Origin of the sequence: Streptomyces sp. KR55 (assembly GCF_052245645.1) — a bacterium.
GTDB lineage: Bacteria > Actinomycetota > Actinomycetes > Streptomycetales > Streptomycetaceae > Streptomyces > Streptomyces flavusporus.
Window position 1 is genome coordinate 1 of the sequence record NZ_JBQQCE010000149.1, and the last position, 20,715, is coordinate 20,715.

Genomic DNA, 20,715 nt, shown 5'->3' on the forward strand with positions numbered 1-20,715 from the left:
CCTCCGGTGGCCCGCGGCCACGCCGCGCCGGCCTTCACCTGCCTTTCGTGCCGTACGGCAGGTGTGCCGGTTACTTCGTGGACTTCAGGCCGAGGTTGACGAAGTCGTACATGCCGCTGTAGCCGTCGGACGTGTAGACGTTCGCCAGGTCGCTCGAGCGCCAGTTGATGAACTTCTCGAAGACGAAGGGCAGGTAGTAGCCGCCCTCCATCACCTTGTGGTTGATCTCCGTGGCGATCTTGGCCTTCTCGGCGTCGTCCAGCGTGTTGACGTAGTCGTCGAACAGGCCATCGATCGCCTTGTCCTTGATCAGGGCGTAGTTGTTGTTGCCGCTCTCAAGGATGTAGCTGCTGTCCCACAGCGGCAGACCGAAGCCCTGGACGGTCGGGAAGTCGGGGCCCCAGCCCATGATGATGATGCCGAACTTCTTCTTCTCGACGTTGGAGGGGCTGCCGATGATGCCGCTGGTCTGCGAGCCGTCGTACTGCTCGATCTCGGCCTGGATGCCGACCTTCTTCAGCGAGGCCTGGAGGGACTCGGCGGTGGCCACCTCGACCGGCTTGTTGTTGCGGACCGCGATGGTGGTCTTGAAGCCGTTCGGCTGACCGCAGGCCTTCAGCTCTTCCTTGGCCTTGGCGACGTTGCCGCTCTTGTTGGCGGTGGCGAGCTCGAACGGGTCGTACTTCTGGCCCTCGGAGCCCGGCACGGACGGCGGCAGCATGTTGGTGCCGATGTCACCACCGGCGATGGGGCCACCGCGCGCGGTCTGCAGGGAGACGTGGTCGGCGCCGTAGATCACGGCCTTGCGGCAGTGCTCGTTGTCGAACGGCTTCACGCTCTGCGGGAAGACCGCGTAACGGATGTAGCCGGAGACCGGGTTGTCCAGGTTGGCCTTGTGCTCCTTCAGGGCGGTGGTGCGGCCCTGCGGGGACATGCCGGTCTGGTTGATGTCCAGGTGGTAGTCGCCGTTGATCAGGCGCTGGTCCATGTCATTGGCGTTGGAGAAGAAGTTGACCGTGATCGCGTCCGGGTAGGCCTTGCGGATCGGGTCGGAGGACTGCTTCCAGCTCTCGTTGCGGACCAGCTTCAGGGACTTGCCGGGCTCGTACGACTCGAACTTGTACGGGCCGGAGGAGAACGGGTGCAGGCCGTACTTGGACTTGGTGTCCTTGTCCTGGCGCACCGGCGAGGCCGAGACCAGGGCCAGCATCTCCTCGAAGTCCGAGTTGGCCTTCGGCAGCTTGAAGATGATGGTCTTGTCGTCGGGCGTCTCGATGGCCTTCAGACCGAGCTTGTCCTTGGACTTGTCCTTGTACGGGCCCTGGTACTCGCCCTTGGGGTCGAGGACGTCCTTCAGGTACACCGGACCGCCGGCCAGCACGTCCTGCGCCCAGACGCGCTCGATGCCGTACTTGACGTCCTTGGAGGTGATCGGCTTGCCGTCCTCCCACGTCACGTCGTCACGCAGGGTGTACTTGTAGGTCTTGCCGTCGTCGGAGACCTCGGCGAGCCCGGTGGCGAGGTCGGGCGCCAGCTCGGCGCCGGCCTTGCCCGGCTCGGCCTTGTTCGTGACGAGCTGGCGGGCGTAGTAGCGGGAGAAGTTCCACATGAAGCCGTAGTAGCCGCGCGTGGTGTCCCACGAGTCGGCGTCCTGGGCACCCGCGAACTTCAGCGTGCCGCCCTTCTTGGCCAGGTCGGCCTGGGCGACCTTGTTGTTGGCGGCGTCGAAACCGGCCGCGCCGTCCTTCGAGCCGCCGTCGCCGTCGCCGTTGCCGCCGCCGCACGCCGCCGTGGTCAGCAGCGCGGCGACCACGGCGGCAGCGGCCATGGCCTGCTTGCGCCGCCCTGAGGTGCGTTGGGTAGTCACGATCTCGGATCCTCCGGATTAGATGAGAGACCCCGTGCTTTGGGCCACGGGTCGCTTGGGGTACGGCAGTTCAGCGGGAGCCCTTCGGGTCCAGCGCGTCACGCACGCCGTCGCCGAAGAGGTTGAAGGCAAGAACGGTGAGGAAGATCGCCACGCCGGGGACCACCATGTACATGGGGTCCGAGTCGTAGTAGTCGATCGCGTTCGAGAGCATCTGCCCCCACGAGGCCGTGGGCGGCTTGACGCCCACGCCCAGGAAGCTGAGTGCCGCCTCGGTGAGGATGTTGGTGGGGATCATCATCGTCGTGTAGACGATGATCGGTGCGACCAGGTTGGGCAGCAGCTCCTTGAAGAGGATGTACAGCCGCCCGGCGCCCAGCGATCGGGCCGCCTCGACGTACTCGCGCTCACGCAGCGAGAGCGTCTGGCCGCGCACCACGCGTCCGATGTAGGGCCAGCCGAAGAAGCCGATGACCAGGATCATCACGAACAGGCGCACGCCCGTGCCGGTCAGTCCCAGCATCTCGTTCGGCATGACGGAGACCAGCGCGATGATGAACAGCAGCTGCGGGAAGGCCAGCAGTCCGTCCATCACCCGGCTGATGACGGAGTCGACCCAGCCGCCGAAGAAGCCGGCGAGGATGCCCAGCACGGTGCCGAGGACGACGGCGACAACGGCGGACAGGAAGCCGACGAGCAGCGAGATCTGGGCGCCGTAGACGATCCGGGCGAAGATGTCGCGGCCGCTGACCGGTTCGACGCCGAGCAGGTGCTCGCCGCTGATGCCGCCGAAAGAGCCGATGGGGGTGCCGAAGAGCGGGTCGATCAGGTCCTCGTGGTGGGCCTCGGGGTCCTGCCCAACCAGTCCGGTGATGACCGGTGCCAGCACGGCGACCAGGATGAGGAGAAGCACCACGATGCCGCCCGTGAGGGCCAGTTTGTCGCGTTTGAGGCGCTCCCAGGCGATCCGCCCCAAGGACCGGCCCTGTACGGCCTTCGCGTCGCCGCTGACCAGCGCCGCTTCCTCGGCCGCACTCGGGGCCGCTTCCGCGGTCGGCTCGTGCAATGGTGCCGTCATCTGGCAGGGACCCCTCTCAACCGGCGGTAACCGGCCCGCACTTGCCGCTGTAGCGGCGTGATCAGTCCGTCGTACACAGGGGCGCCCTCCGGACGAAGACGCGGAAGAACACCCCTGGAGCGGGAGTCTTCAACGCTTTGGCGATCTGTTGCCAGACTTGACGGTGAATGGATGCGTAACCGTGATGCTGTCCTGGGGTTTCCGTTATCCGGACAGTGGTTAACGGGGGTCGGACGGGGATCAAGTGGAGCGATTGGGACAAGGGGCTCCTTTCTGCCCTTGTCTACGCGCGAAGAAGAAGCCCTGGTACGGACCGCAGGAGCAGCAGGGGCTGGTTCCGGTCAGTACCGTCCCTGGGCCGGCGGAAAGCCGTACCCGGCCGCCGGCGCCTGGGCCGGGGCGGCGGCGTGTGCCTCACGGTCGTAGAAGGGGCGGGCGTTGGCGCGCAGCCACATCGCCACCGGGTCGTACTCGTCGGACATCGCGACGGTCGACACCGGCAGCCCGTCCGGGACCGCGCCGATGGACTGCTGCATCATCGTGCGCACCGAGTCGACAGCGGGCGGCGAGGTGTCGTATACATCCAGCCCGATGGCGAGATACGGCGCCCCGAGCGCGGGCTGCACCCAGGCGCGGCGCAACGAGCGGACGGCTGGGGTGCGGTGGGCGTTCTGCGACAAAAGGGCATAGAACTGCGGGATCTGGATGCCGGGTTCGGACAGCCGCAGCGGACCCGCCGGCTGTCGGTCCAGTCCGGTGGCGATCCGGCGCAGGTCGAGCCAGGGGATGCCGACGCCGCCGCCGGGGGCGTGCGGGTTCAGCCAGAGGCCGTAGTGGTCGGGGTAGAGGGTGCGGGCGACGTCGACTCCGTCGACGACCTCGTAGGAACGGTTCCAGCCGCTGGCCGACAGCTCCTGGGCGGAGGTGACGCACGGGGCGTAGCCGTAACCCTCGACCTCCATGTTTCCGTACTGGGCGTCCGGGGAGCCGGCCTGGCCGTGCCAGAGCAGCATCCAGATCTGGCCGGAGGACGGGGTCGCGAGGGCGCGCAGCAGTGCCTCGTAGGCGTCGTAACGCCCCGGCGTCACCTGGCGCAGCATGTGCTCGACCTGGCCGGCCGCGATGCCGCTGGCGCTCACTTGTACCGCCCCTTCACTGAGTTCGCCCAGAGTATGAAACCAGCTTATGCGCCCAAGAGCTTGGGGCTGGTTGCCGTTCGGCGGGTGCGGCTTTCGTTGTGGCTTGTCGCGCCCACACTGCAGAGCCGCATATCGGACACAGACCAGCGCCCCTGAGGGCGCTGGTCTGACGGGCGTTCAGAAGTCCCGTTGGTAGAAGGGGCGTACCCGCTCGCGCAGCCAGGTGACCACCGGGTCCTGCGCCACGTCCATGAGGACCAGGTTGACCGGCCACTTCACGGGGACCTTGCCCAGTGCCCGGCCCAGGGCGTCCAAGGGGGCTGCCCGTAGATCGCCCTCCCACTGGGAGAGTTCGACTCCTACGAACATCACCGGGTCCGCCGTTTCGATCGCCGCCAGGCAGCGACGGGCCGTCAGGACCACGCCGATGCCCTCGAACTCCGCAGACGCCGCCGCGAGGAAGTCGACCGGGTCGTCCTGCCAGTCGGGTTCGAAGAGGCGGACGCGGCCGCCGCTCGTGAGCCCGTCGAGCGGGGTGCGCCCGGCCCGGCACAGTTCGGCCACGGCGGGCGGCGGCAGCGGGATGCCGACCACGCCGCCCGGGTTGACGACGATGCCCGCCTGCGGGGGCAGGCCGCGGGCGAACTCCACGGCCGGGGCCACGGTGTACGACATGTGGGAGCCGACGACCTGCCGGAACTGTTCCTCGGAGCTGAAGACCGGCACGTAGGCCTGGCCCTCGATGTCCAGCGTGGGCAGGTCGAGCGGGCCGCTGTGCGGGCCGCCGCCGTTCGGCAGCGGCACCCACACGAAGCTGCGGCCCAGCACCTCGACGATCCGGCCGCCGGCCGAGGGCACACCGAGGGAGGCCGACAGCACCTCCTCCAGCTCGTTGCCGGGCCATCCGCCGTGCGGATGGGGGTGTGCCTGCGCCGGGAAACCCCCGGAAAGGTCCGGGGGGAAGTCCGCCGGGAAGTCGTCCATCTGCCTACCGCCTGCTCCGTACCTCTACTGCGGCTGAAAGGCTAACGCCCCTCACGGGGCGGGTCTCCTCAGCCCACGAAGCCGATGCGGCGCAGTGCGTCCGCCGCCTCCCGGTCGAGGAGGACCGCGCCGCCGCAGCCGTGCGGCAGGTCACCGCGTTCCGTGCGGCGCACCAGGCGGCCGGCGGCCCGGCGGTGGCGCAGGAACGCGTACCGCGAGACCCCGCGGCCGCGCTCGCGCTGGCCGGCCAGGGCCTGCTCGGGGGTGACGTCGAGCAGCAGCATGTGCAGGGTGCCGCCGCGGCGGCGGGCCTCGCGGGCCAGCCAGGCGCGCACCCAGGCCTGTGTACCGCAGTCGTGCACGACGACTGGCTCGCCGGTGCGCAGGGTGCGGCGCAGTCCGGCGTAGTGGGCGAGGCGGACGAGGGGCCGGTAGACCGCGTACGGCAGCCAGGCGGGCATGCGGCCGTCCCAGCGGTCGCGGGTGTCCTGGGAGTCGATGCGCAGTCCGCGCACCGCCCTGCGCATCAGGGTCGACTTGCCGCTGCCGGGCAGGCCCGTGACCACGACGAGGTCGCGGGGACCGAAGAGCAGCGCGTGCGGGCTGCGGCCCTCCCGCTCGCGCAGGTCGCGGACGACGGGTGACGGCAGCGGAGCGCACGCCTCCCTGGCCGGGGCGGTCGGCTGCTTGGGCAGCGCGAGGCCCGAGGTGGTGGCGTACGCCGTGGTCCTGTTCACCGTGATCGTCCTCCCCTGGGGCGGTTCACGAGTTCCCATCCCCGTCGAGTGTAAAGAGAAGGTAATGCTCGGTGTCTCCTGTTTCCGTCCCCTTCCTGCAACAGCGCTGCTACAGCATGCCCCGCCTCGCTGTGCGGAATCTGTGCGGCCGCTGTTCGCGGGCCCGGTAAAGGCCCGGCAAGGTGACCCTGCCGCACCCGGCCGATGCATGCAATGATGGCCGCGCCAACTGCATACCGGCCGCTTGAATCCGCGCGGGAGAGTCCCCGGCAGCACTGCCGTCGGGGCGCCGAAGGAGCAAGTCCCTCCCTTGAATCTCTCAGGCCCCGTTACCGCGCGGGCGAGGCACATCTGAAAAGCGGGCCCTGCGTGCAGTGGCCCCACCCAAGGTGCAAGCCAGGACCAGCAAGTGGTCATGGCGAACCTCTCAGGTTCCGATGACAGATGGGGAGGAACGACCTTCCCGTCATGCCCTTGGAGACCGACCGATGAGCAGTACCGCACTCCGCCGCACCGCGCTCGATGCCCTGCATCGCTCGCTCGGCGCGACGATGACCGACTTCGCCGGCTGGGACATGCCCCTGCGCTACGGCTCCGAGCGCGACGAACACCTCGCCGTGCGTAACCGGGCCGGGCTCTTCGACCTCTCCCACATGGGCGAGATCACCGTGACCGGACCGCAGGCCGCCGCCCTGTTGGACTACGCGCTGGTCGGGAACATCGGCGGCGTCAAGGTCGGCCGCGCCCGCTACACCATGATCTGCCGGGCGGACGGCGGCATTCTGGACGATCTGATCGTCTACCGGCTCGCCGAGACCGAGTACATGATCGTGGCGAACGCCTCGAACGCCCAGGTGGTGCTCGACGCGCTGACCGAGCGGGCCGGCGGGTTCGACGCCGGCGTCCGCGACGACCGGGACGCGTACGCGCTGATCGCCGTCCAGGGTCCGGAGTCCCCCGGCATCCTGAAGTCGCTCACCGACGCCGACCTCGACGGCCTGAAGTACTACGCCGGCCTGCCCGGCACCGTCGCCGGCGTCCCCGCGCTGATCGCGCGCACCGGCTACACCGGCGAGGACGGCTTCGAGCTGTTCGTGCAGCCGGAGCACGCCGTCGCGCTGTGGCAGGCGCTGACCGAGGCCGGCCAGGGCGTCGGCCTGGTCCCGTGCGGGCTGTCCTGCCGGGACACGCTGCGCCTGGAGGCGGGCATGCCGCTGTACGGGCACGAGCTGTCGACCTCGCTGACGCCCTTCGACGCCGGGCTCGGCCGGGTCGTGAAGTTCGACAAGGAGGGCGACTTCGTGGGGCGCGAGGCCCTCGCCGAGGCCGCCGAGCGTGCCGCTTCCGAGCCGCCGCGCCTCCTGGTCGGCCTGGTCGCCGAGGGCCGCCGGGTGCCGCGCGCCGGGTACGCCGTGGTCGCCGGCGGAGCCGTGATCGGTGAGATCACCTCCGGTGCCCCCTCCCCCACACTGGGCAGGCCGATCGCGATGGCGTACGTCGACGCCGCGCACTCGGCACCAGGTACGCCCGGGGTCGGCGTGGACATCCGGGGCAGCCACGAGCCGTACGAGGTCGTGGCGCTGCCCTTCTACAAGCGCCAGAAATAGAAGCGCCAGAAGCAAGAAGCGCCAGAAGGAGCCACCGAGCCCCACGTCAGCGTGACGCTCGGCACATATTCCCTGCTCACCCGCAATTCCAGCAGTCCCCCATTCACCAGCACTCCCCCGCGTACAGGAGAATTCAGGCCATGAGCAACCCCCAGCAGCTGCGCTACAGCAAGGAGCACGAGTGGCTGTCGGCCGTCGAGGACGGCGTCGCGACGGTCGGCATCACCGAGTTCGCGGCCAACGCGCTCGGCGATGTCGTCTACGCCCAGCTCCCCGAGGTGGGCTCCACGGTGGCCGCGGGCGAGACCTGCGGCGAGCTGGAGTCGACCAAGTCGGTCAGCGACCTGTACTCCCCGGTCTCCGGCGAGGTCACCGAGATCAACGAGGACGTGGTGAACGACCCGTCCCTGGTGAACTCCGCCCCCTTCGAGGGCGGCTGGCTGTTCAAGGTGCGCGTCGCTGAGGAGCCGGCCGACCTGCTCTCCGCCGACGAGTACGCCGCCCACACCGCCGGCTGAGGAGTCGTAGCCGTATGTCCGTACTGAACACCCCGCTGCACGAGCTCGACCCGGCGGTGGCCGCCGCCGTCGACGCCGAGCTGCACCGTCAGCAGTCCACCCTCGAGATGATCGCCTCCGAGAACTTCGCGCCGGTCGCGGTCATGGAGGCGCAGGGCTCGGTCCTGACCAACAAGTACGCCGAGGGTTACCCGGGCCGCCGCTACTACGGCGGCTGCGAGCACGTCGACGTGGTCGAGCAGATCGCGATCGACCGCATCAAGGAGCTGTTCGGCGCCGAGCACGCCAACGTGCAGCCGCACTCGGGTGCGCAGGCCAACGCGGCCGCGATGTTCGCGCTGCTCAAGCCCGGCGACACGATCATGGGTCTGAACCTCGCGCACGGCGGGCACCTGACCCACGGCATGAAGATCAACTTCTCCGGCAAGCTGTACAACGTGGTGCCCTACCACGTCGACGACTCCGGTGTGGTCGACATGGCCGAGGTCGAGCGCCTCGCCAAGGAGCACAAGCCGAAGCTGATCGTCGCCGGCTGGTCGGCCTACCCGCGCCGGCTGGACTTCGCCGCGTTCCGCCGGATCGCGGACGAGGTCGGCGCGTACCTCATGGTCGACATGGCGCACTTCGCCGGTCTGGTCGCGGCCGGACTGCACCCGAATCCGGTGCCGCACGCCCACGTGGTCACGACCACGACCCACAAGACGCTGGGCGGCCCGCGCGGCGGTGTGATCCTGTCCGTTCAGGACCTCGCCAAGAAGATCAACTCGGCGGTGTTCCCGGGGCAGCAGGGCGGCCCCCTGGAGCATGTGATCGCGGCGAAGGCGGTGGCGTTCAAGGTCGCCGCCTCTCAGGAGTTCAAGGAGCGGCAGACGCGGACGCTGGAGGGCGCCCGCATCCTGGCCGAGCGCCTGGTGAAGGACGACGTGAAGGCCGTGGGCGTGGATGTGCTCTCCGGCGGTACGGACGTCCACCTGGTCCTCGTCGACCTGCGCAAGTCCGAGCTCGACGGGCAGCAGGCCGAGGACCGGCTCCACGAGGTCGGCATCACGGTCAACCGCAACGCCGTCCCGAACGACCCGCGCCCGCCGATGGTGACCTCCGGCCTGCGCATCGGTACGCCGGCGCTGGCCACCCGCGGCTTCACGACCGAGGACTTCGCCGAGGTCGCGGACGTCATCGCCGAGGCACTGAAGGCGCCCTCTCCCTTCGGGGCGGCCGACGCCACGGCGCTGAAGGCCCGGGTCGCCGCCCTCGCGGAGAAGCACCCGCTGTACCCCGGCCTGACGAAGTAACCCGCCTCCTGGGGCACCGCGCACACTGGGAGGTGAGCGCGGTGCCCCGCCCTAGTTCCACCCCCGTCCTGAGGAGTCACCGTGGCCATCTCGGTCTTCGACCTGTTCTCGATCGGCATCGGCCCGTCCAGCTCCCACACCGTGGGCCCCATGCGCGCGGCCCGCATGTTCGCCCGCCGGCTGCGCAACGAGGACCTGCTGGACTCGGTCGCCTCGATACGCGCCGAGCTGTACGGCTCCCTCGGCGCGACCGGACACGGCCACGGCACACCCAAGGCGGTGCTCCTCGGCCTGGAAGGCGCCTCTCCGCGGACCGTCGACGTCGAGACCGCCGACCAGCGGGTGGAGGACATCAGGTCCGCGGGCCGGATCCGCCTCCTCGGCGAGCACGAGATCGCCTTCACCTACGACGACGACCTGGTCCTGCACCGCCGTAAAACCCTCCCCTACCACGCCAACGGCATGACCCTGTGGGCCTACGACACCACCGGCACCGAACTCCTCTCCAAGACGTACTACTCGGTGGGCGGCGGATTCGTCGTCGACGAGGACGCGGTGGGCGCGGACCGCATCAAACTCGACGACACCGTCCTGAAGTACCCCTTCCGCACGGGCGACGAACTGCTGCGCCTGACCAAGGAGACGGGCCTGTCCATCTCGTCCCTGATGCTGGAGAACGAGCGCGCCTGGCGGTCCGAGGAGGAGATCCGCGAGGGCCTGCTGGAGATCTGGCGGGTGATGCAGGCGTGCGTGTCGCGCGGCATGTCCCGCGAGGGCATCCTGCCGGGCGGGCTGAAGGTACGCCGCCGTGCCGCCGTCTCCGCCCGCCAACTCCGGGCGGAGGGCGAGCCGTTGGCGCACGCCATGGAGTGGATCACGCTCTACGCGATGGCCGTGAACGAGGAGAACGCGGCCGGCGGCCGGGTCGTCACCGCCCCCACCAACGGCGCGGCGGGCATCATCCCGGCGGTCCTGCACTACTACATCAACTTCGTGCCGGGCGCCGACGAGGACGGCGTGGTCCGCTTCCTGCTCGCCGCGGGCGCCATCGGCATGCTCTTCAAGGAGAACGCCTCCATCTCCGGCGCCGAGGTCGGCTGCCAGGGCGAGGTCGGCTCCGCCTGCTCCATGGCGGCGGGCGCGCTCGCCGAGGTGCTCGGCGGCAGCCCCGAACAGGTCGAGAACGCCGCCGAGATCGGCATGGAACACAACCTCGGCCTCACCTGCGACCCCGTCGGCGGCCTGGTCCAGATCCCCTGCATCGAACGCAACGGCATGGCCGCGGTGAAGGCCGTCACGGCGGCACGCATGGCGATGCGCGGGGACGGCTCGCACAAGGTGTCGTTGGACAAGGTCATCAAGACGATGAAGGAGACCGGCGCGGACATGTCGGTCAAGTACAAGGAGACAGCCCGGGGCGGGCTGGCGGTGAACATCATCGAGTGCTGAGGGGACCGTCGGTCACTCTTCCCGCCACAGGGCACTGGTTTCACCGGTCGCCTTGATCAGTTGCGGCGCGGAGTGCGGGGCGGGCCACATCTGGATCAGGTACTCCTCCATGGGGGCGTCGGGTTCGCGTGGGTCACCGTCGTCGCGGTGCCGTCCGTGGACACGGAGCCGGTAGTCGCCCGGGCCGGGCAGGTGCAGCTGCCGTGCGGGGTCGTCGCCCCCACCCGTGGTGCCGAAGTCGAGCAGGCTGCCGTGCCAGGCGACGGACACCTCCCCCACGTCCTGCCAGTCCTCCGGCTCCGGTGGCGGGGCGCCGTCCCACAGCTGCGCGGTGACCATGACGGTGCCGAGTTCCTGCCCGCACAGGACGCGCGCCACACCCCCGTCCGGGGCCGCGGCGACCAGACCGGTGTCCGCCCAGTCGGGCTCGAACTCCACCGCCAGGTCCTCGTCGACCAGGTCGACCGTAGAAGCGTCCACGTGCACGCTGCTGCTGGCGGCCTGTATCAACTGAGCCATGTGTCCTCTCTTCACAACGGATCACGACGGAGCGGGGCCACACCCATGGTGGGCCTGGCCCCGCTCGTCTGCGACCGGTTCAGGTCATCTGCGAACGCCGGTCGCGTGATCTCCCTGGAACGCCTGGGTTCTTCAGTCGCTGCCGCAGCCGACCGGACCCCTCGCCGACGGTGGCGCCGGGGCGGTCGCGGACTCCTTGCCCGTCACCTCCACGTAGAACGCGTCGTTCTCCAGCGTCCGCAGGCTGTTGAGAAACGCCCTGCGCAGCGACTCCTCACGGGAGTTGTCCTGCCGGTCGAGGAAGTGGCACGAGTAGTCCGGGTTCCGCGAGGCGCCCTCGTACGTCTGGGCGAAGGGGTACTCGTCGCAGGACAGGTCGGGACGGTTGGGCGGGCGAGGCACGTCAGGGCCGCACGCCACGTTCCGGTTGGCGGTCTGCAGCGCCTGGTCGAAGGGCCGGTGCAGCGGATACCGGGAACCGAGCACACCCCAGGGCTGGTTCAGGTTCCGCTGCGCCCAGCCGATGTGCCAGGCGACGGCGTCACATGGGGGTTGCGGACGGACACCTGCCAGATCGGCGGCACATCGGGGTAGGCACATCCGCCGAATCGGGCGGGGGTGACGCGGGGCGTGTTGTCGCAGCGGGGGCGGAACACCTCGCCGATGCAGGCGGAGCCCTCGTCGAAGCCGGGTCCGTCCAGGGTTGCGTACGGGATGATGCTGTCGTTGACCAGCTGACGGCCGGGCGACAACACGGTGAAGTCATACGTCCGTGTTGTGCCCGGGGCCGGCAACTGCGGCCCGGACTCGTCGACGTCGCAGTAGTTGCAGTCGTAGCCGACCCGGCCGGTGACCGCGTACGCCGCGGGCGTGGACGGGTCGGTCAGGCGCAGTTCGACCCTCTGCCGCCACTGGCAACGGTTGCGCGGATCCAGCTCCGCGGTGTGGTCTCGCTCTTGAAAGCCTCGACCTTCTCCGGCTTGCCGAGCTTGACGGCTCGCACGTCGGCGTCGGAGTTCTTCGGCTCGGGGGTGGCGGCTCCTGCCGGAGCGGTGGCCCCCAGTGGTACCAGCAGGGCCGCGCGGACGACGGCGATGATCGCGCGCGCCCTGCTGGATAATCTCCCGTCCATGCAGGTGTGTCCTCCTGTTCGGTCGGAGGGACGGCAGCTCAGCCGCAGGACCCGGAAATCCAGCGGTGGGAACGGAGTTTGTAGGTACCGGCGAGATTGCCGCCGTGCTGCTGACGGGTGCAGCCCTTCCGGTTCTGGTAGTTGGCGCCGCTGTAGTAGGCCACGCCGGTCGCACTGGAGGTGCCGGCGTTGAAAACCGACTTGACGTTATGGGTCGCCGACCAGGAACAGCGGATGGATCCGGCCTGCCAGTCGGGATCCGCAACATCCCACTGGCACTTGGAGCCGGTGAAGTTCGCTCCGGTCCAGAAGCACACGTACCCGCTGGGGCAGACCGCCGCAGCGCGGGCGAGCTCGGCCTTGCTCACGGGCGGTGCGACCTCACTCGCCTGGGCGCCGGTCGGAGCAGCCAGGACGGTTGCGACGGCCACGGCAACGCCCACGGTCACGGCCCGAGTTCGCGAATTCAATTTTCTCAATTTCATCCACTTCTTTCGGTCTGAACACCGTGCACACAGAACGCAAAAGTAGAGCTGGAGCGGGTCCGCCCCCAAGGGGAAAATGCGCCACAGTGCGTGAACTGCCCATGCGTTCGACATTCGATGTCTATACGCATTCCGTTCAGACCAAAGAAAGTTGACAGCGCGAATTAGAAGGAGACGGCGCGGGGTGGGGCGGGCCGACGGTGAACATCATCGAGTGCTGACGTTCGGATCTCAATCAAACGGGGCATCATCAACTCCCGTCCCCCCACTCACACTTCGGGAGCCCCCGCATGCTGCGCGGCATCGACGTCAGCTCGTACCAGTCCTCCGCCTACGACACCGACGGGCTCTCCTTCGTCTTCATCAAGGCGACGGAGGGCCGTTCGTACGTCAACCCCAAGCTGTCCGCCCAGACCAAGCGCGGCCGTGACGCCGGACTCGTCGTCGGCTTCTACCACTTCCTCTGGCCGGGCAACCTCACCGCCCAGGCCGAGTACTTCGTCAGCAAGGCCCCGGACAGACCGGGTGACATCCTCGCCGTCGACTGGGAGACGACCGGCGACGGCACTCATGCGAGCAACGCGGAGAAGGACCGCTTCATCAAGAAGGTGAAGGAACTTCGACCGGACAATCGGACCATTTTGTACTGTAACCGCCATTATTGGCTGAATATTGACACGACGTCATATACTGGTGACGGCCTCTGGATCGCCGACTACGTCACGGCGGGCAAGCCCCGCATCAAGGCGAAGTGGCGCTTCCACCAGTACACGGACGACCCGATCGACAAGAACGTGGCCGACTTCGCGAGCAGGGCCGCGCTCCGGACCTGGGCCGAGGGCGCCTGACGATAGCCGGCCTTCCCTCGACCAGGCTCTGGAAACCCCGGAGCGCGAAGGTCCTACGCGCGGAATTCCGGCTTCCGATCCGATGAGGCCGCCGCCAGTGCCTCGGTGACCTCCGCGAGGCCGGCCCGCAGACCGTACACCGGGGTGTCGGGCTGCTGGCGCCAGGACTCGTCGATTCCGCCCGCGTCGACCGTGTCGAAGCCGAGCTCGTCGATCAGGGTCCGCACCTTCCGCTTCGCCGCCTCGTCGTCGCCGGCCACCGGGAGGGCCATGCGGTCGGGGGCGCCGGCGGGGCGCGGGCGCTCCAGGATGTCCTGGGCGAAGGTGCCGTTGAAGGCCTTGATCACGGGGTGGCCGATCTGGCGCTCGGTCCAGCGGCTCTCGGTGAGGCCCTCGTCCTCGATCGCGGCGATCCGCCCGTCGCGCTCCTTGGGGTAGTAGTTGCCGGTGTCGATGACCGCGACGCCCTCGGCCGCCTCGTCCAGCAGCCCGGACGGCAGGTCCGGGACCGCCTTCACCGGGATCGCGATCACCACGATCTCGGCGCCCCGTGCCGCCTCCTCGACCCTGACCGGCGTGGCGCCGGTCTCTTCGGCCAGTTCCTTGAGGGTGTGCGGGCCGCGCGAATTGGCGACGGAGACGTCATGGCCGAGGGCGGTGAGCCGACGGGTCAGGTTGCCGCCGATGTTGCCGGCGCCGATGATGCCGATCTTCATGACAGGACCTTCCGAGGTGGATGCTCGTTGTGACGGGCAAACCCCGGGCCGAACCCGGCTATTCCGGCGGATACGGCAGAGGGGTGACGGCACTTACGGCCGACGGAGGGTGTCCTGCGACGAGGACGCCCCCTCGCGTCGTGTCGCGAAGGGGCGCCCCTGTGGCCGTGGCCGTGTCACTTGTTCAGGTACGTCCAGAACTCGTCGAACGACATGCGCCTGTCGCCGTCGAGGTCACGGCTGGCGATGACGGCCTCGGCGATCCCCTGGGTGACGTTCCAGTCGCCCTCCTGCGTCAGAGCGGTCCTGAACTCGGCGGCGGTGATCACACCGTCACCGTCCGAGTCGATCCGCTCGAACTGCTTGCGCGCTTCCTCGATGTCCGCCACCGATTCGCCCCTCGTCTCATGCTGTGTCCGTCGTGCTGACGAAGGTCAGATTAACGGTCCGGGTGAGCACGCAACGCGGCGACCACCCAGGAGAACTCCTCCTCGTGCGCAGGCTGGCGTTCGAGGCCGTTCACGATGGCGGAGAGCTCGCGGTACCGGGCGACCCGCGCGTTCGACGCCGCCGTCAGGCGCTCCAGTACGGCGGCCCGGTCGGCGTTGCCGAGCAGGCCGCGCAGGACGTCGTCGGCCTCCGGGGCATCCGGGGAGATGCCCTTGCGCAGCGCCTCCCCGGCGAGCTGCACCAAGCGGCTCATGAACCACAGGGACGTGCCCGCCGGGACCTCCGGTCCGCGGTCGGCCGCGTTGAACTCGACCATCCTGCGCATCAGTGCCCGGAAGTCCGGGTCCTGGATCAGCTCGGCGAGCTCGACCCATGCGTCGACCTGCTCGGGGGTCGGGTCGTCGGGCAGCTCCGCCGCCGCGAACCGCAGCCGGGTGCGGATGTCGGGGTCGGCCGTGTCGAGGCCGTCGAAGATCTCCGCCATGAAGTCCTCGACGATCCGTCTCCGCTCGGCGGCAGACAGCCGTGCCAGCTTGTTCATCAGGGTCATCTCCTCTGCGGTCGAGCCGCGTCGCGCCACGGTCGACAGCACCGCGCGGGTCACCTTGAGAGAGCGGATCTGCGCGTCCAGCGCCGCCACGTGCGCGGCGGCGACCTCCGCCACCGTCCGCTCGCCGGCCAGCACCTTGCGGACGTCGTCGAGGCCGAGGCCCAGCTCACGCAGGGTGTGGATCAGTTCGAGGCGGGCGACGGACCCGGCGTCGTACAGCCGGTAGCCGCCCGCGGAACGGGTCACCGGGGGCAGGGCGCCCTCGTCGGACCAGTAGCGGATGGTGCGGACCGTCAGCCCGGTCGCCCGGGCCAGCTCGCCGATGGTGAAAAGTGCGGTGCCGTCGTCGATCATGTGTGTGAGTCTGGGCCTTCCAGTGGGTGGAGACTCAAGGAGCGGGGGCGCGTTCGTGGCGGAGACTCTGCGGGACATTCTGGACGCGGCGGCGCGGGGCGTCTTCCCGCCCGCGGACGGCGGCACGACGATCGTGCCCCAGCCCTCTCCCCGGGACGCCGGTGTCCTCGCCTTCACGGCGCACTCCGTCGTCTTCACGGACGAGGACCCGGACTGGGTGCGGGCCACGCTGGCCGTCGTCGACTGCGACGGGCTCGCCGCGACCATGAACGCGCGGTTCCATGCGGCCTTCATGGAGCGTACGGGGCGGGGGACGGACACCATCGACGTGATGACCGTCGGTTCACCGCTCCCGGGCGGACCGTCCCTCGCCCTGACGGAGATCGTCGACCCCGGCCATCCCCGGGTCGTCAGTTCCCGCAGGCGGCGTGACGACGTGCGGGTGTGGGCTGCGGACGGCGGTGTGCTCGTCCTGGGGCGGGGGATCGCGGGGCGGCTGGAGGTCGCGGTGGAGGTGGCGGAGGCGGTACGCCATCGGGGGCTGGGTCGCCGGCTGGCGGTGGCGGCCCGGCAGCTGTCCGGGGGCGAGCCCGTGTGGGCCCAGGTGTCGGCGGGCAACGCCCGTAGCCTGCGGGCGTTCCAGGCGGCCGGTTACCGTCCGGTGGGGTCGGAGGCGCTGTTCCTCACTCGTTGACGCGGCTGCGCTCTCAGCGGTCCACCACCCGCATCTCGAACCATGTCGTCTTCCCCCGGGGCAGCAGGTCGACGCCCCAGCGGTCGGACAGCTTGTCGACCAGGTCGAGCCCCCGGCCGCTGACGTCCATCTCCTGGACCGGCATCAGACAGGGCAGCCCCCGGGACGGGTCGCGGACCTCGATGCGGATCCAGCCGGGCCGACGGCGCATACGGAGGCCGAAGACCCGGGCGCCGGTGTGCCGTACGGCATTGCCGACGAGCTCCGAGACCAGTAAGACGGCGTCCTCGGTCACCTTCGGGGGCAGGCCCCAGTGGCGTAGAACCACCACCTGGGCGAGCCGGCGCGCGGTGGCCGCGGACTCCGGGCGGGACGGCAGCGGAACCTCCGCCTTTGTCGGGTTGCCGAACAACTCGAGCGCCTTGAGCGCCCGTTCGTCCTCGACCGCGGGCGACCAGCGCGCCACAGTCGCACGGCCGCGTCCCTGCGGCTGTTCGATGCCCTCGAGCCCCGCCATGCCCCCATCATGGCCGCCCGGCACGGTCTCCGGGGCCGTTCCTGAGGAATACGCCCCCCGGAATACCTCATTCCGGGCGATCTGTTCGGCATATGCCGCTGGCAGTTCGGAGCCGCTCGCAGCCCCTCCGACCTGCGAAGAAGGGTCGGTTGATGGCAAAGGACCGGCTCCCTCGACAAGGCAGACTTAAGGTTGCCTTAAGGCTTCCATAAACCGCCCCATCGAGGGACCCAGATCAGACACCGCGTCAATTGCAAGTGCTTCAGAGGCGTTTCCCCGGCGAGTTCGGGAGGAACTCAGAGGAACTTCGCCTTGCCCGGTCCCTCCTCCACGAAGCTGCGCATCCCGCGCTCCCGGTCCTCCGTCGCGAACAGCCCGGCGAACCAGTTCCGTTCGACGGCGAGTCCGGTCTCGATGTCGGTCTCCAGGCCCGTGTCGACCGACTCCTTCGCCGCGCGCAGCGCGAGCGCCGGACCCTGCGCCAGCTTCGCCGCCCATGCGTGCGCCGTCTCGTAGACCTCGGCCGCCGGGACGACACGGTCCACCAGGCCCAGCGTCAGCGCCTCGTCGGCCTTCACCATACGGCCGGTGAAGATCAGGTCCTTGGCCTTCGACGGGCCGACCAGCCGGGCCAGCCGCTGGGTGCCGCCGGCACCGGGGATCAGGCCGAGCAGGATCTCCGGCTGGCCCAGCTTGGCGTTGTCGGCGGCGATGCGGTAGTCCGCGCAGAGGGCGAGTTCGCAGCCGCCGCCGAGCGCATAGCCGGTGACGGCGGCGACGACCGGCTTGGGGATGCGGGCGACGGCGGTGAAGGAGTCCTGCAGGGCACGGGCGCGCAGGACCATCGCGGTGTGGTCCATGGCCTGCATCTCCTTGATGTCCGCGCCGGCCGCGAACACCTTCTCGCCGCCGTACACGACCACGGCGCGCACATCCTCGCGGCGCGCGGCCTCTTCGGCGAGTTCCTTGAGCCGGTCCTGCGTCGCGACGTCCAGCGCGTTCATGGGCGGGCGGTCGAGACGGAGGGTGCCGACACCTTCGGCGACTTCAAGATTCACGGTCATGCAGGTCAGGTTAACGGGGACTAACGGCTACCGGGTCCGGTGCGGTCGGTCACACTCGGCCGGGGGTCTGGAGGTTGTCCCCCAGGCAGGCACAGCACGGGGACCAACGGCAACCGGCCCCGGCGCCATACGTCACACCGGGGCCGTCCGCTGACGACGTCTCCCGAAGACGTCGGCCGAAGATGTCTACGCCTTCCACTTCTCCCACGACATGTTCCAGCCGTTGAGCCCGTTGTCCGGGTCCACGGTCCGGTCGTTGGAGTTCTTGACGACGACCACGTCGCCGAGCATCGAGTTGTTGAAGAACCAGGCCGCCGGCGCGCCCTTGTCCCAGCCGCCGCGCACATCGCGCAGGCCGATGCAGCCGTGGCTGGCGTTGTAGCTGCCGAAGGCGCCGCCGGCCCAGTAGTTGCCGTGCAGGAAGGTGCCGGAGGTGGTCAGGCGCAGGGCGTGCGGGACGTCCTTGATGTCGTACTCGCCGCCGTAGCCGACCGTCTCGCCGTTCATCCGGGTCACCACGTGCTTCTCGCTGATGACCATCTGGCCGTTCCAGGTCTCCATACCCGCCTTGCCGGTGGTGACCGGGATGGTCTTGACGACCTTGCCGTCCCGCATGACCTTCATCGTGAGCTTCTTGGCGTCGACCACGGAGACCTGGTTGCGGCCGATGGTGAAGGAGACGGTCTTGGCCTGCTCGCCGTAGACGCCGGGGCGGCCCTCGACGCCGTTCAGATTGAGGTCGACGGTGACCTTGGTGCCGGCCTTCCAGTACTTCTCGGGCCGGAAGTCGAGGCGGTCGTTGCCGAACCAGTGGCCCTCGACCTCGACGGCCGGCTCGGTCTTTATCTTTATCGCCTTCTCGACGTCCTCGGGGTTGGTGATGCCCCGGGTGAAGTTCAGGGAGAAGGGCATTCCGACGCCGACCGTGGAGCCGTCCTCGGGGGTGAAGTGGCCGATGAACGTGTTCTGCGGCGTCAGGGTGGTGAAGTCGGAGTCCTCGGCGCTCTCCCGGCCGGCGGAGTCCTCGGCGACCGCGTGCACCTGGTACTTGGTGGCGGAGGCCAGATGGGTGGACGGCGTCCAGGTGGCGCCGTCCTTGGATATCTCGCCGGCTATCTCGGTGCCCTTGGCGTCCTTGACGACGACCTCGGTCAGCTTGCCCTTGGCTGCGGTGACCTTGAGGGCGCCGCTGGTGTCGACGGACTTGGCGCCGTCCTCGGGGGCTATGGTGACGGCTGCCTCGGACTGCTTGCTCTCAGCCGTGGCGGCCCCCTTGCCCTTTCCGCCACCGGACGCGGCTCCTGAGCCCGAGTCCGAGCCGCCGCACGCCGTCACGGCCAGCAGCAGCGCGCCGGCGATCAACGCCGGCAGCCGCCTGCGTCCGCGCCCCCCGCGCGCGTCAACCGAAGCCCCCGATATCGGTCGCACGTTCAAGTTGTTCTCCCCTCAACGGGCCCCGGACCGGGCCCTCGTGCGGGCCTCGTCGGACCCGCCTCCCCCGCGCGTCCCGCGCGCACGGCGCATATTAACCACATGACCAGGGGGGTCGGCGCCGCACGAGTGTCACCGTTCCGTCCCAACATCGACAACCTGTGCGACCGCCAAGCCGCCGTGCCGAAGGGTCACTTCACAGCACTGCCCGCTTTCCACGCATTCCATCCCATGTTCCAGCCGCCCAGCCCGTTGTCGGGAGCGACCACGTCGTCCTTGCTGTTGACGATCTCGACGACGTCCCCGACGAGAGTGCGGTCGAAGAACCAGCCCGCCGGAGTGTCCGAGCTGCCGCCCTTCACGTCGCGCAACCCCACACAGCCGTGGCTGACGTTGGACCGGCCGAAGACGTCGGCCGGCGCCCAGTAGTTGCCGTGCAGGAAGGTGCCGGAGTCGGTGAGCCGCATGGCGTGCGGGACGTCCGGGATGTCGTACTCGCTCTTGCCGTCGGGCTTGCGGAAGCCGACGGTGGCGCCGTTCATCCGGGTCACCTCGTGCATGTCGGTGACCACCATCTTGCCGTTGTACGTCGTCGTCTTCGGTGCCCCGGCGCTGATCGGCACCGTGCCGAGCAGCTCGCCGTCCCGGCTGACCTCCATGGTGTGTGCGGCTGCGTCGACGAGTGAGTACTGGCTGCGGCCGACGGTGAAGGTGACCGTCTTGTACTGCACGCCGTAGACGCCGGGCGCGCCCTCGACGTCCCTGAGGCGGAGGGCGACGGTGACCTGGGTGCCGGGCCGCCAGTATTTCTCGGGGCGGAAGTCGAGGCGGCCCTTGCCGAACCAGTGGGGGCGGATCTCGACGGCCGGTTTCGCGCTGACGTGGACGGCGCGTTCGACGGCGGCGCGGTTGTCGATCTCCCGGTTGAACTCCAGGGAGACGATCATGCCGGTGCCGACCGTGGAGCGGTTCTCCGGGGTGACGTACGCGATGAAGCGTTCCTCGGGGACGTACGTCGTGAAGGTGGCGTGCCGGGCCGAGCGGCGGCCGTCGGAGTCCCGGGCGACCGCATGGACCGTGTACTCGGCGGCCAGCGCGAGTTTCTCGTCGTCGGGTGTCCAGCGCCGGCCGTCCGCGGAGATGCGGCCGGGCACCGGGGTCTCCTGGGCGTCCTGGGACTTGACGACGTCGACCGATTCCAGGCGTCCGCCGGGCACCCGTACGGACAGCGTCTCGTCGGGGCGGACGCCCTTGCTGCCGTCGTCCGGCGAGATGCTGATGACG

Annotated in this window: 23 protein-coding genes and 2 riboswitches; of the genes, 6 read left to right on the plus strand and 17 right to left on the minus strand. The window is 69.3% G+C overall.

Features of this window, described 5'->3' with window-relative positions; genetic code table 11:
- Positions 1–70 precede the first annotated feature (70 nt).
- The 5 genes from ACTWQJ_RS22270 to ACTWQJ_RS22290 all read right to left on the minus strand — a co-directional run bounded on the left by ACTWQJ_RS22270 (position 71) and on the right by ACTWQJ_RS22290 (position 5,805).
- Entirely contained in the window at positions 71–1,867 is a 1,797-nt protein-coding gene (locus ACTWQJ_RS22270; protein ID WP_443308374.1) for an ABC transporter substrate-binding protein, read from the minus strand.
- A gap of 70 nt (positions 1,868–1,937) precedes the next feature.
- Positions 1,938–2,945: an ABC transporter permease gene (locus tag ACTWQJ_RS22275; RefSeq protein WP_385513652.1), complete on the minus strand. Its 1,008-nt coding sequence runs from the start codon at positions 2,943–2,945 to the stop codon at positions 1,938–1,940.
- 341 nt (positions 2,946–3,286) lie between these two features.
- Positions 3,287–4,084 carry an enhanced serine sensitivity protein SseB C-terminal domain-containing protein gene (locus ACTWQJ_RS22280; RefSeq protein WP_443308375.1) on the minus strand — a complete coding sequence of 266 codons (798 nt, stop codon included), beginning with the start codon at positions 4,082–4,084 and terminating at the stop codon, positions 3,287–3,289.
- Positions 4,085–4,261: 177 nt separating this feature from the next.
- Positions 4,262–5,068: an enhanced serine sensitivity protein SseB gene (locus tag ACTWQJ_RS22285; RefSeq protein ID WP_443308376.1), complete on the minus strand. Its 807-nt coding sequence runs from the start codon at positions 5,066–5,068 to the stop codon at positions 4,262–4,264.
- Positions 5,069–5,136: 68 nt separating this feature from the next.
- Entirely contained in the window at positions 5,137–5,805 is a 669-nt protein-coding gene (locus tag ACTWQJ_RS22290) for an AAA family ATPase (protein WP_443308377.1), read from the minus strand.
- Positions 5,806–6,050: 245 nt separating this feature from the next.
- A riboswitch (glycine riboswitch) is annotated at positions 6,051–6,150 on the plus strand.
- A riboswitch (glycine riboswitch) is annotated at positions 6,151–6,259 on the plus strand.
- A 34-nt stretch (positions 6,260–6,293) separates the two neighbouring features.
- Between ACTWQJ_RS22290 and gcvT the strand changes: the two genes are divergently transcribed.
- From gcvT to ACTWQJ_RS22310, 4 genes are all read left to right on the plus strand, one after another.
- Complete coding sequence (gcvT, locus tag ACTWQJ_RS22295) at positions 6,294–7,412, plus strand: glycine cleavage system aminomethyltransferase GcvT (RefSeq protein ID WP_443308378.1); 1,119 nt, start codon at positions 6,294–6,296, stop codon at positions 7,410–7,412.
- 140 nt (positions 7,413–7,552) lie between these two features.
- Entirely contained in the window at positions 7,553–7,930 is a 378-nt protein-coding gene (gene gcvH / locus ACTWQJ_RS22300) for a glycine cleavage system protein GcvH (protein WP_129800467.1), read from the plus strand.
- A 14-nt stretch (positions 7,931–7,944) separates the two neighbouring features.
- Positions 7,945–9,222 (plus strand): serine hydroxymethyltransferase, encoded by a 1,278-nt coding sequence (gene glyA, locus ACTWQJ_RS22305; protein WP_443308379.1) that lies wholly within the window; start codon positions 7,945–7,947, stop codon positions 9,220–9,222.
- 81 nt (positions 9,223–9,303) lie between these two features.
- Positions 9,304–10,671 (plus strand): L-serine ammonia-lyase, encoded by a 1,368-nt coding sequence (locus tag ACTWQJ_RS22310; RefSeq protein WP_443308380.1) that lies wholly within the window; start codon positions 9,304–9,306, stop codon positions 10,669–10,671.
- A 12-nt stretch (positions 10,672–10,683) separates the two neighbouring features.
- On the opposite strand, the gene ACTWQJ_RS22315 is transcribed toward ACTWQJ_RS22310, so the two are convergent.
- The 5 genes from ACTWQJ_RS22315 to ACTWQJ_RS22335 form a co-directional block, all read right to left on the minus strand.
- Positions 10,684–11,190, minus strand: a complete 507-nt coding sequence (locus ACTWQJ_RS22315; RefSeq protein WP_443308381.1) for a hypothetical protein — start codon at positions 11,188–11,190, stop codon at positions 10,684–10,686.
- 132 nt (positions 11,191–11,322) lie between these two features.
- Positions 11,323–11,676 (minus strand): NucA/NucB deoxyribonuclease domain-containing protein, encoded by a 354-nt coding sequence (locus ACTWQJ_RS22320; protein ID WP_443308382.1) that lies wholly within the window; start codon positions 11,674–11,676, stop codon positions 11,323–11,325.
- Positions 11,677–11,690: 14 nt separating this feature from the next.
- Positions 11,691–11,945, minus strand: a complete 255-nt coding sequence (locus tag ACTWQJ_RS22325; protein WP_443308383.1) for a hypothetical protein — start codon at positions 11,943–11,945, stop codon at positions 11,691–11,693.
- A gap of 128 nt (positions 11,946–12,073) precedes the next feature.
- A complete protein-coding gene (locus ACTWQJ_RS22330; RefSeq protein WP_443308384.1) occupies positions 12,074–12,322 on the minus strand; it encodes a hypothetical protein in 249 nt (82 codons plus the stop codon).
- A 38-nt stretch (positions 12,323–12,360) separates the two neighbouring features.
- Positions 12,361–12,753, minus strand: a complete 393-nt coding sequence (locus ACTWQJ_RS22335; RefSeq protein WP_443308385.1) for a peptidase inhibitor family I36 protein — start codon at positions 12,751–12,753, stop codon at positions 12,361–12,363.
- A gap of 344 nt (positions 12,754–13,097) precedes the next feature.
- Between ACTWQJ_RS22335 and ACTWQJ_RS22340 the strand changes: the two genes are divergently transcribed.
- Positions 13,098–13,655 carry a glycoside hydrolase family 25 protein gene (locus ACTWQJ_RS22340; RefSeq protein WP_443308386.1) on the plus strand — a complete coding sequence of 186 codons (558 nt, stop codon included), beginning with the start codon at positions 13,098–13,100 and terminating at the stop codon, positions 13,653–13,655.
- Positions 13,656–13,708: 53 nt separating this feature from the next.
- Here ACTWQJ_RS22340 and ACTWQJ_RS22345 read toward each other — a convergent pair whose 3' ends face one another.
- The 3 genes from ACTWQJ_RS22345 to ACTWQJ_RS22355 form a co-directional block, all read right to left on the minus strand.
- Positions 13,709–14,464, minus strand: coding sequence for an NADPH-dependent F420 reductase (locus ACTWQJ_RS22345; protein WP_443308387.1), 756 nt, complete (start codon positions 14,462–14,464; stop codon positions 13,709–13,711).
- Positions 14,465–14,547: 83 nt separating this feature from the next.
- Positions 14,548–14,760, minus strand: a complete 213-nt coding sequence (locus ACTWQJ_RS22350) for an EF-hand domain-containing protein (RefSeq protein WP_129800690.1) — start codon at positions 14,758–14,760, stop codon at positions 14,548–14,550.
- Positions 14,761–14,810: 50 nt separating this feature from the next.
- Positions 14,811–15,725 carry a MerR family transcriptional regulator gene (locus ACTWQJ_RS22355; protein ID WP_443308388.1) on the minus strand — a complete coding sequence of 305 codons (915 nt, stop codon included), beginning with the start codon at positions 15,723–15,725 and terminating at the stop codon, positions 14,811–14,813.
- A 55-nt stretch (positions 15,726–15,780) separates the two neighbouring features.
- On the opposite strand from ACTWQJ_RS22355, the gene ACTWQJ_RS22360 reads away from it, so the two are divergent.
- The gene (locus ACTWQJ_RS22360; protein ID WP_443308389.1) at positions 15,781–16,419 is read left to right on the plus strand and encodes a GNAT family N-acetyltransferase; all 639 of its coding nucleotides are present in this window, start codon (positions 15,781–15,783) and stop codon (positions 16,417–16,419) included.
- A 13-nt stretch (positions 16,420–16,432) separates the two neighbouring features.
- On the opposite strand, the gene ACTWQJ_RS22365 is transcribed toward ACTWQJ_RS22360, so the two are convergent.
- The 4 genes from ACTWQJ_RS22365 to ACTWQJ_RS22380 form a co-directional block, all read right to left on the minus strand.
- On the minus strand, positions 16,433–16,936 hold the full coding sequence (locus ACTWQJ_RS22365) for an ATP-binding protein (protein ID WP_165396360.1): 504 nt from the start codon (positions 16,934–16,936) through the stop codon (positions 16,433–16,435).
- A gap of 296 nt (positions 16,937–17,232) precedes the next feature.
- Complete coding sequence (locus ACTWQJ_RS22370; protein WP_129800477.1) at positions 17,233–18,000, minus strand: enoyl-CoA hydratase/isomerase family protein; 768 nt, start codon at positions 17,998–18,000, stop codon at positions 17,233–17,235.
- 186 nt (positions 18,001–18,186) lie between these two features.
- Complete coding sequence (locus tag ACTWQJ_RS22375) at positions 18,187–19,434, minus strand: L,D-transpeptidase (RefSeq protein ID WP_443308390.1); 1,248 nt, start codon at positions 19,432–19,434, stop codon at positions 18,187–18,189.
- A 188-nt stretch (positions 19,435–19,622) separates the two neighbouring features.
- On the minus strand, positions 19,623–20,715 hold a 1,093-nt coding region (locus ACTWQJ_RS22380), incomplete at its 5' end, for an Ig-like domain-containing protein (protein ID WP_443308391.1).

Bases quoted from the DNA above. Each gene is read 5' to 3' on its own strand.
- ACTWQJ_RS22275 (WP_385513652.1), bottom strand. From the start codon at position 2,945: ATGACGGCACCATTGCACGAGCCGACCGCGGAAGCGGCCCCGAGTGCG.
- ACTWQJ_RS22285 (WP_443308376.1), bottom strand. From the start codon at position 5,068: ATGGACGACTTCCCGGCGGACTTCCCCCCGGACCTTTCCGGGGGTTTC.
- gcvT (WP_443308378.1), top strand. From the start codon at position 6,294: ATGAGCAGTACCGCACTCCGCCGCACCGCGCTCGATGCCCTGCATCGC.
- gcvH (WP_129800467.1), top strand. From the start codon at position 7,553: ATGAGCAACCCCCAGCAGCTGCGCTACAGCAAGGAGCACGAGTGGCTG.
- glyA (WP_443308379.1), top strand. From the start codon at position 7,945: ATGTCCGTACTGAACACCCCGCTGCACGAGCTCGACCCGGCGGTGGCC.
- ACTWQJ_RS22315 (WP_443308381.1), bottom strand. From the start codon at position 11,190: ATGGCTCAGTTGATACAGGCCGCCAGCAGCAGCGTGCACGTGGACGCT.
- ACTWQJ_RS22330 (WP_443308384.1), bottom strand. From the start codon at position 12,322: ATGGACGGGAGATTATCCAGCAGGGCGCGCGCGATCATCGCCGTCGTC.
- ACTWQJ_RS22340 (WP_443308386.1), top strand. From the start codon at position 13,098: ATGCTGCGCGGCATCGACGTCAGCTCGTACCAGTCCTCCGCCTACGAC.
- ACTWQJ_RS22355 (WP_443308388.1), bottom strand. From the start codon at position 15,725: ATGATCGACGACGGCACCGCACTTTTCACCATCGGCGAGCTGGCCCGG.
- ACTWQJ_RS22365 (WP_165396360.1), bottom strand. From the start codon at position 16,936: ATGGCGGGGCTCGAGGGCATCGAACAGCCGCAGGGACGCGGCCGTGCG.
- ACTWQJ_RS22370 (WP_129800477.1), bottom strand. From the start codon at position 18,000: ATGACCGTGAATCTTGAAGTCGCCGAAGGTGTCGGCACCCTCCGTCTC.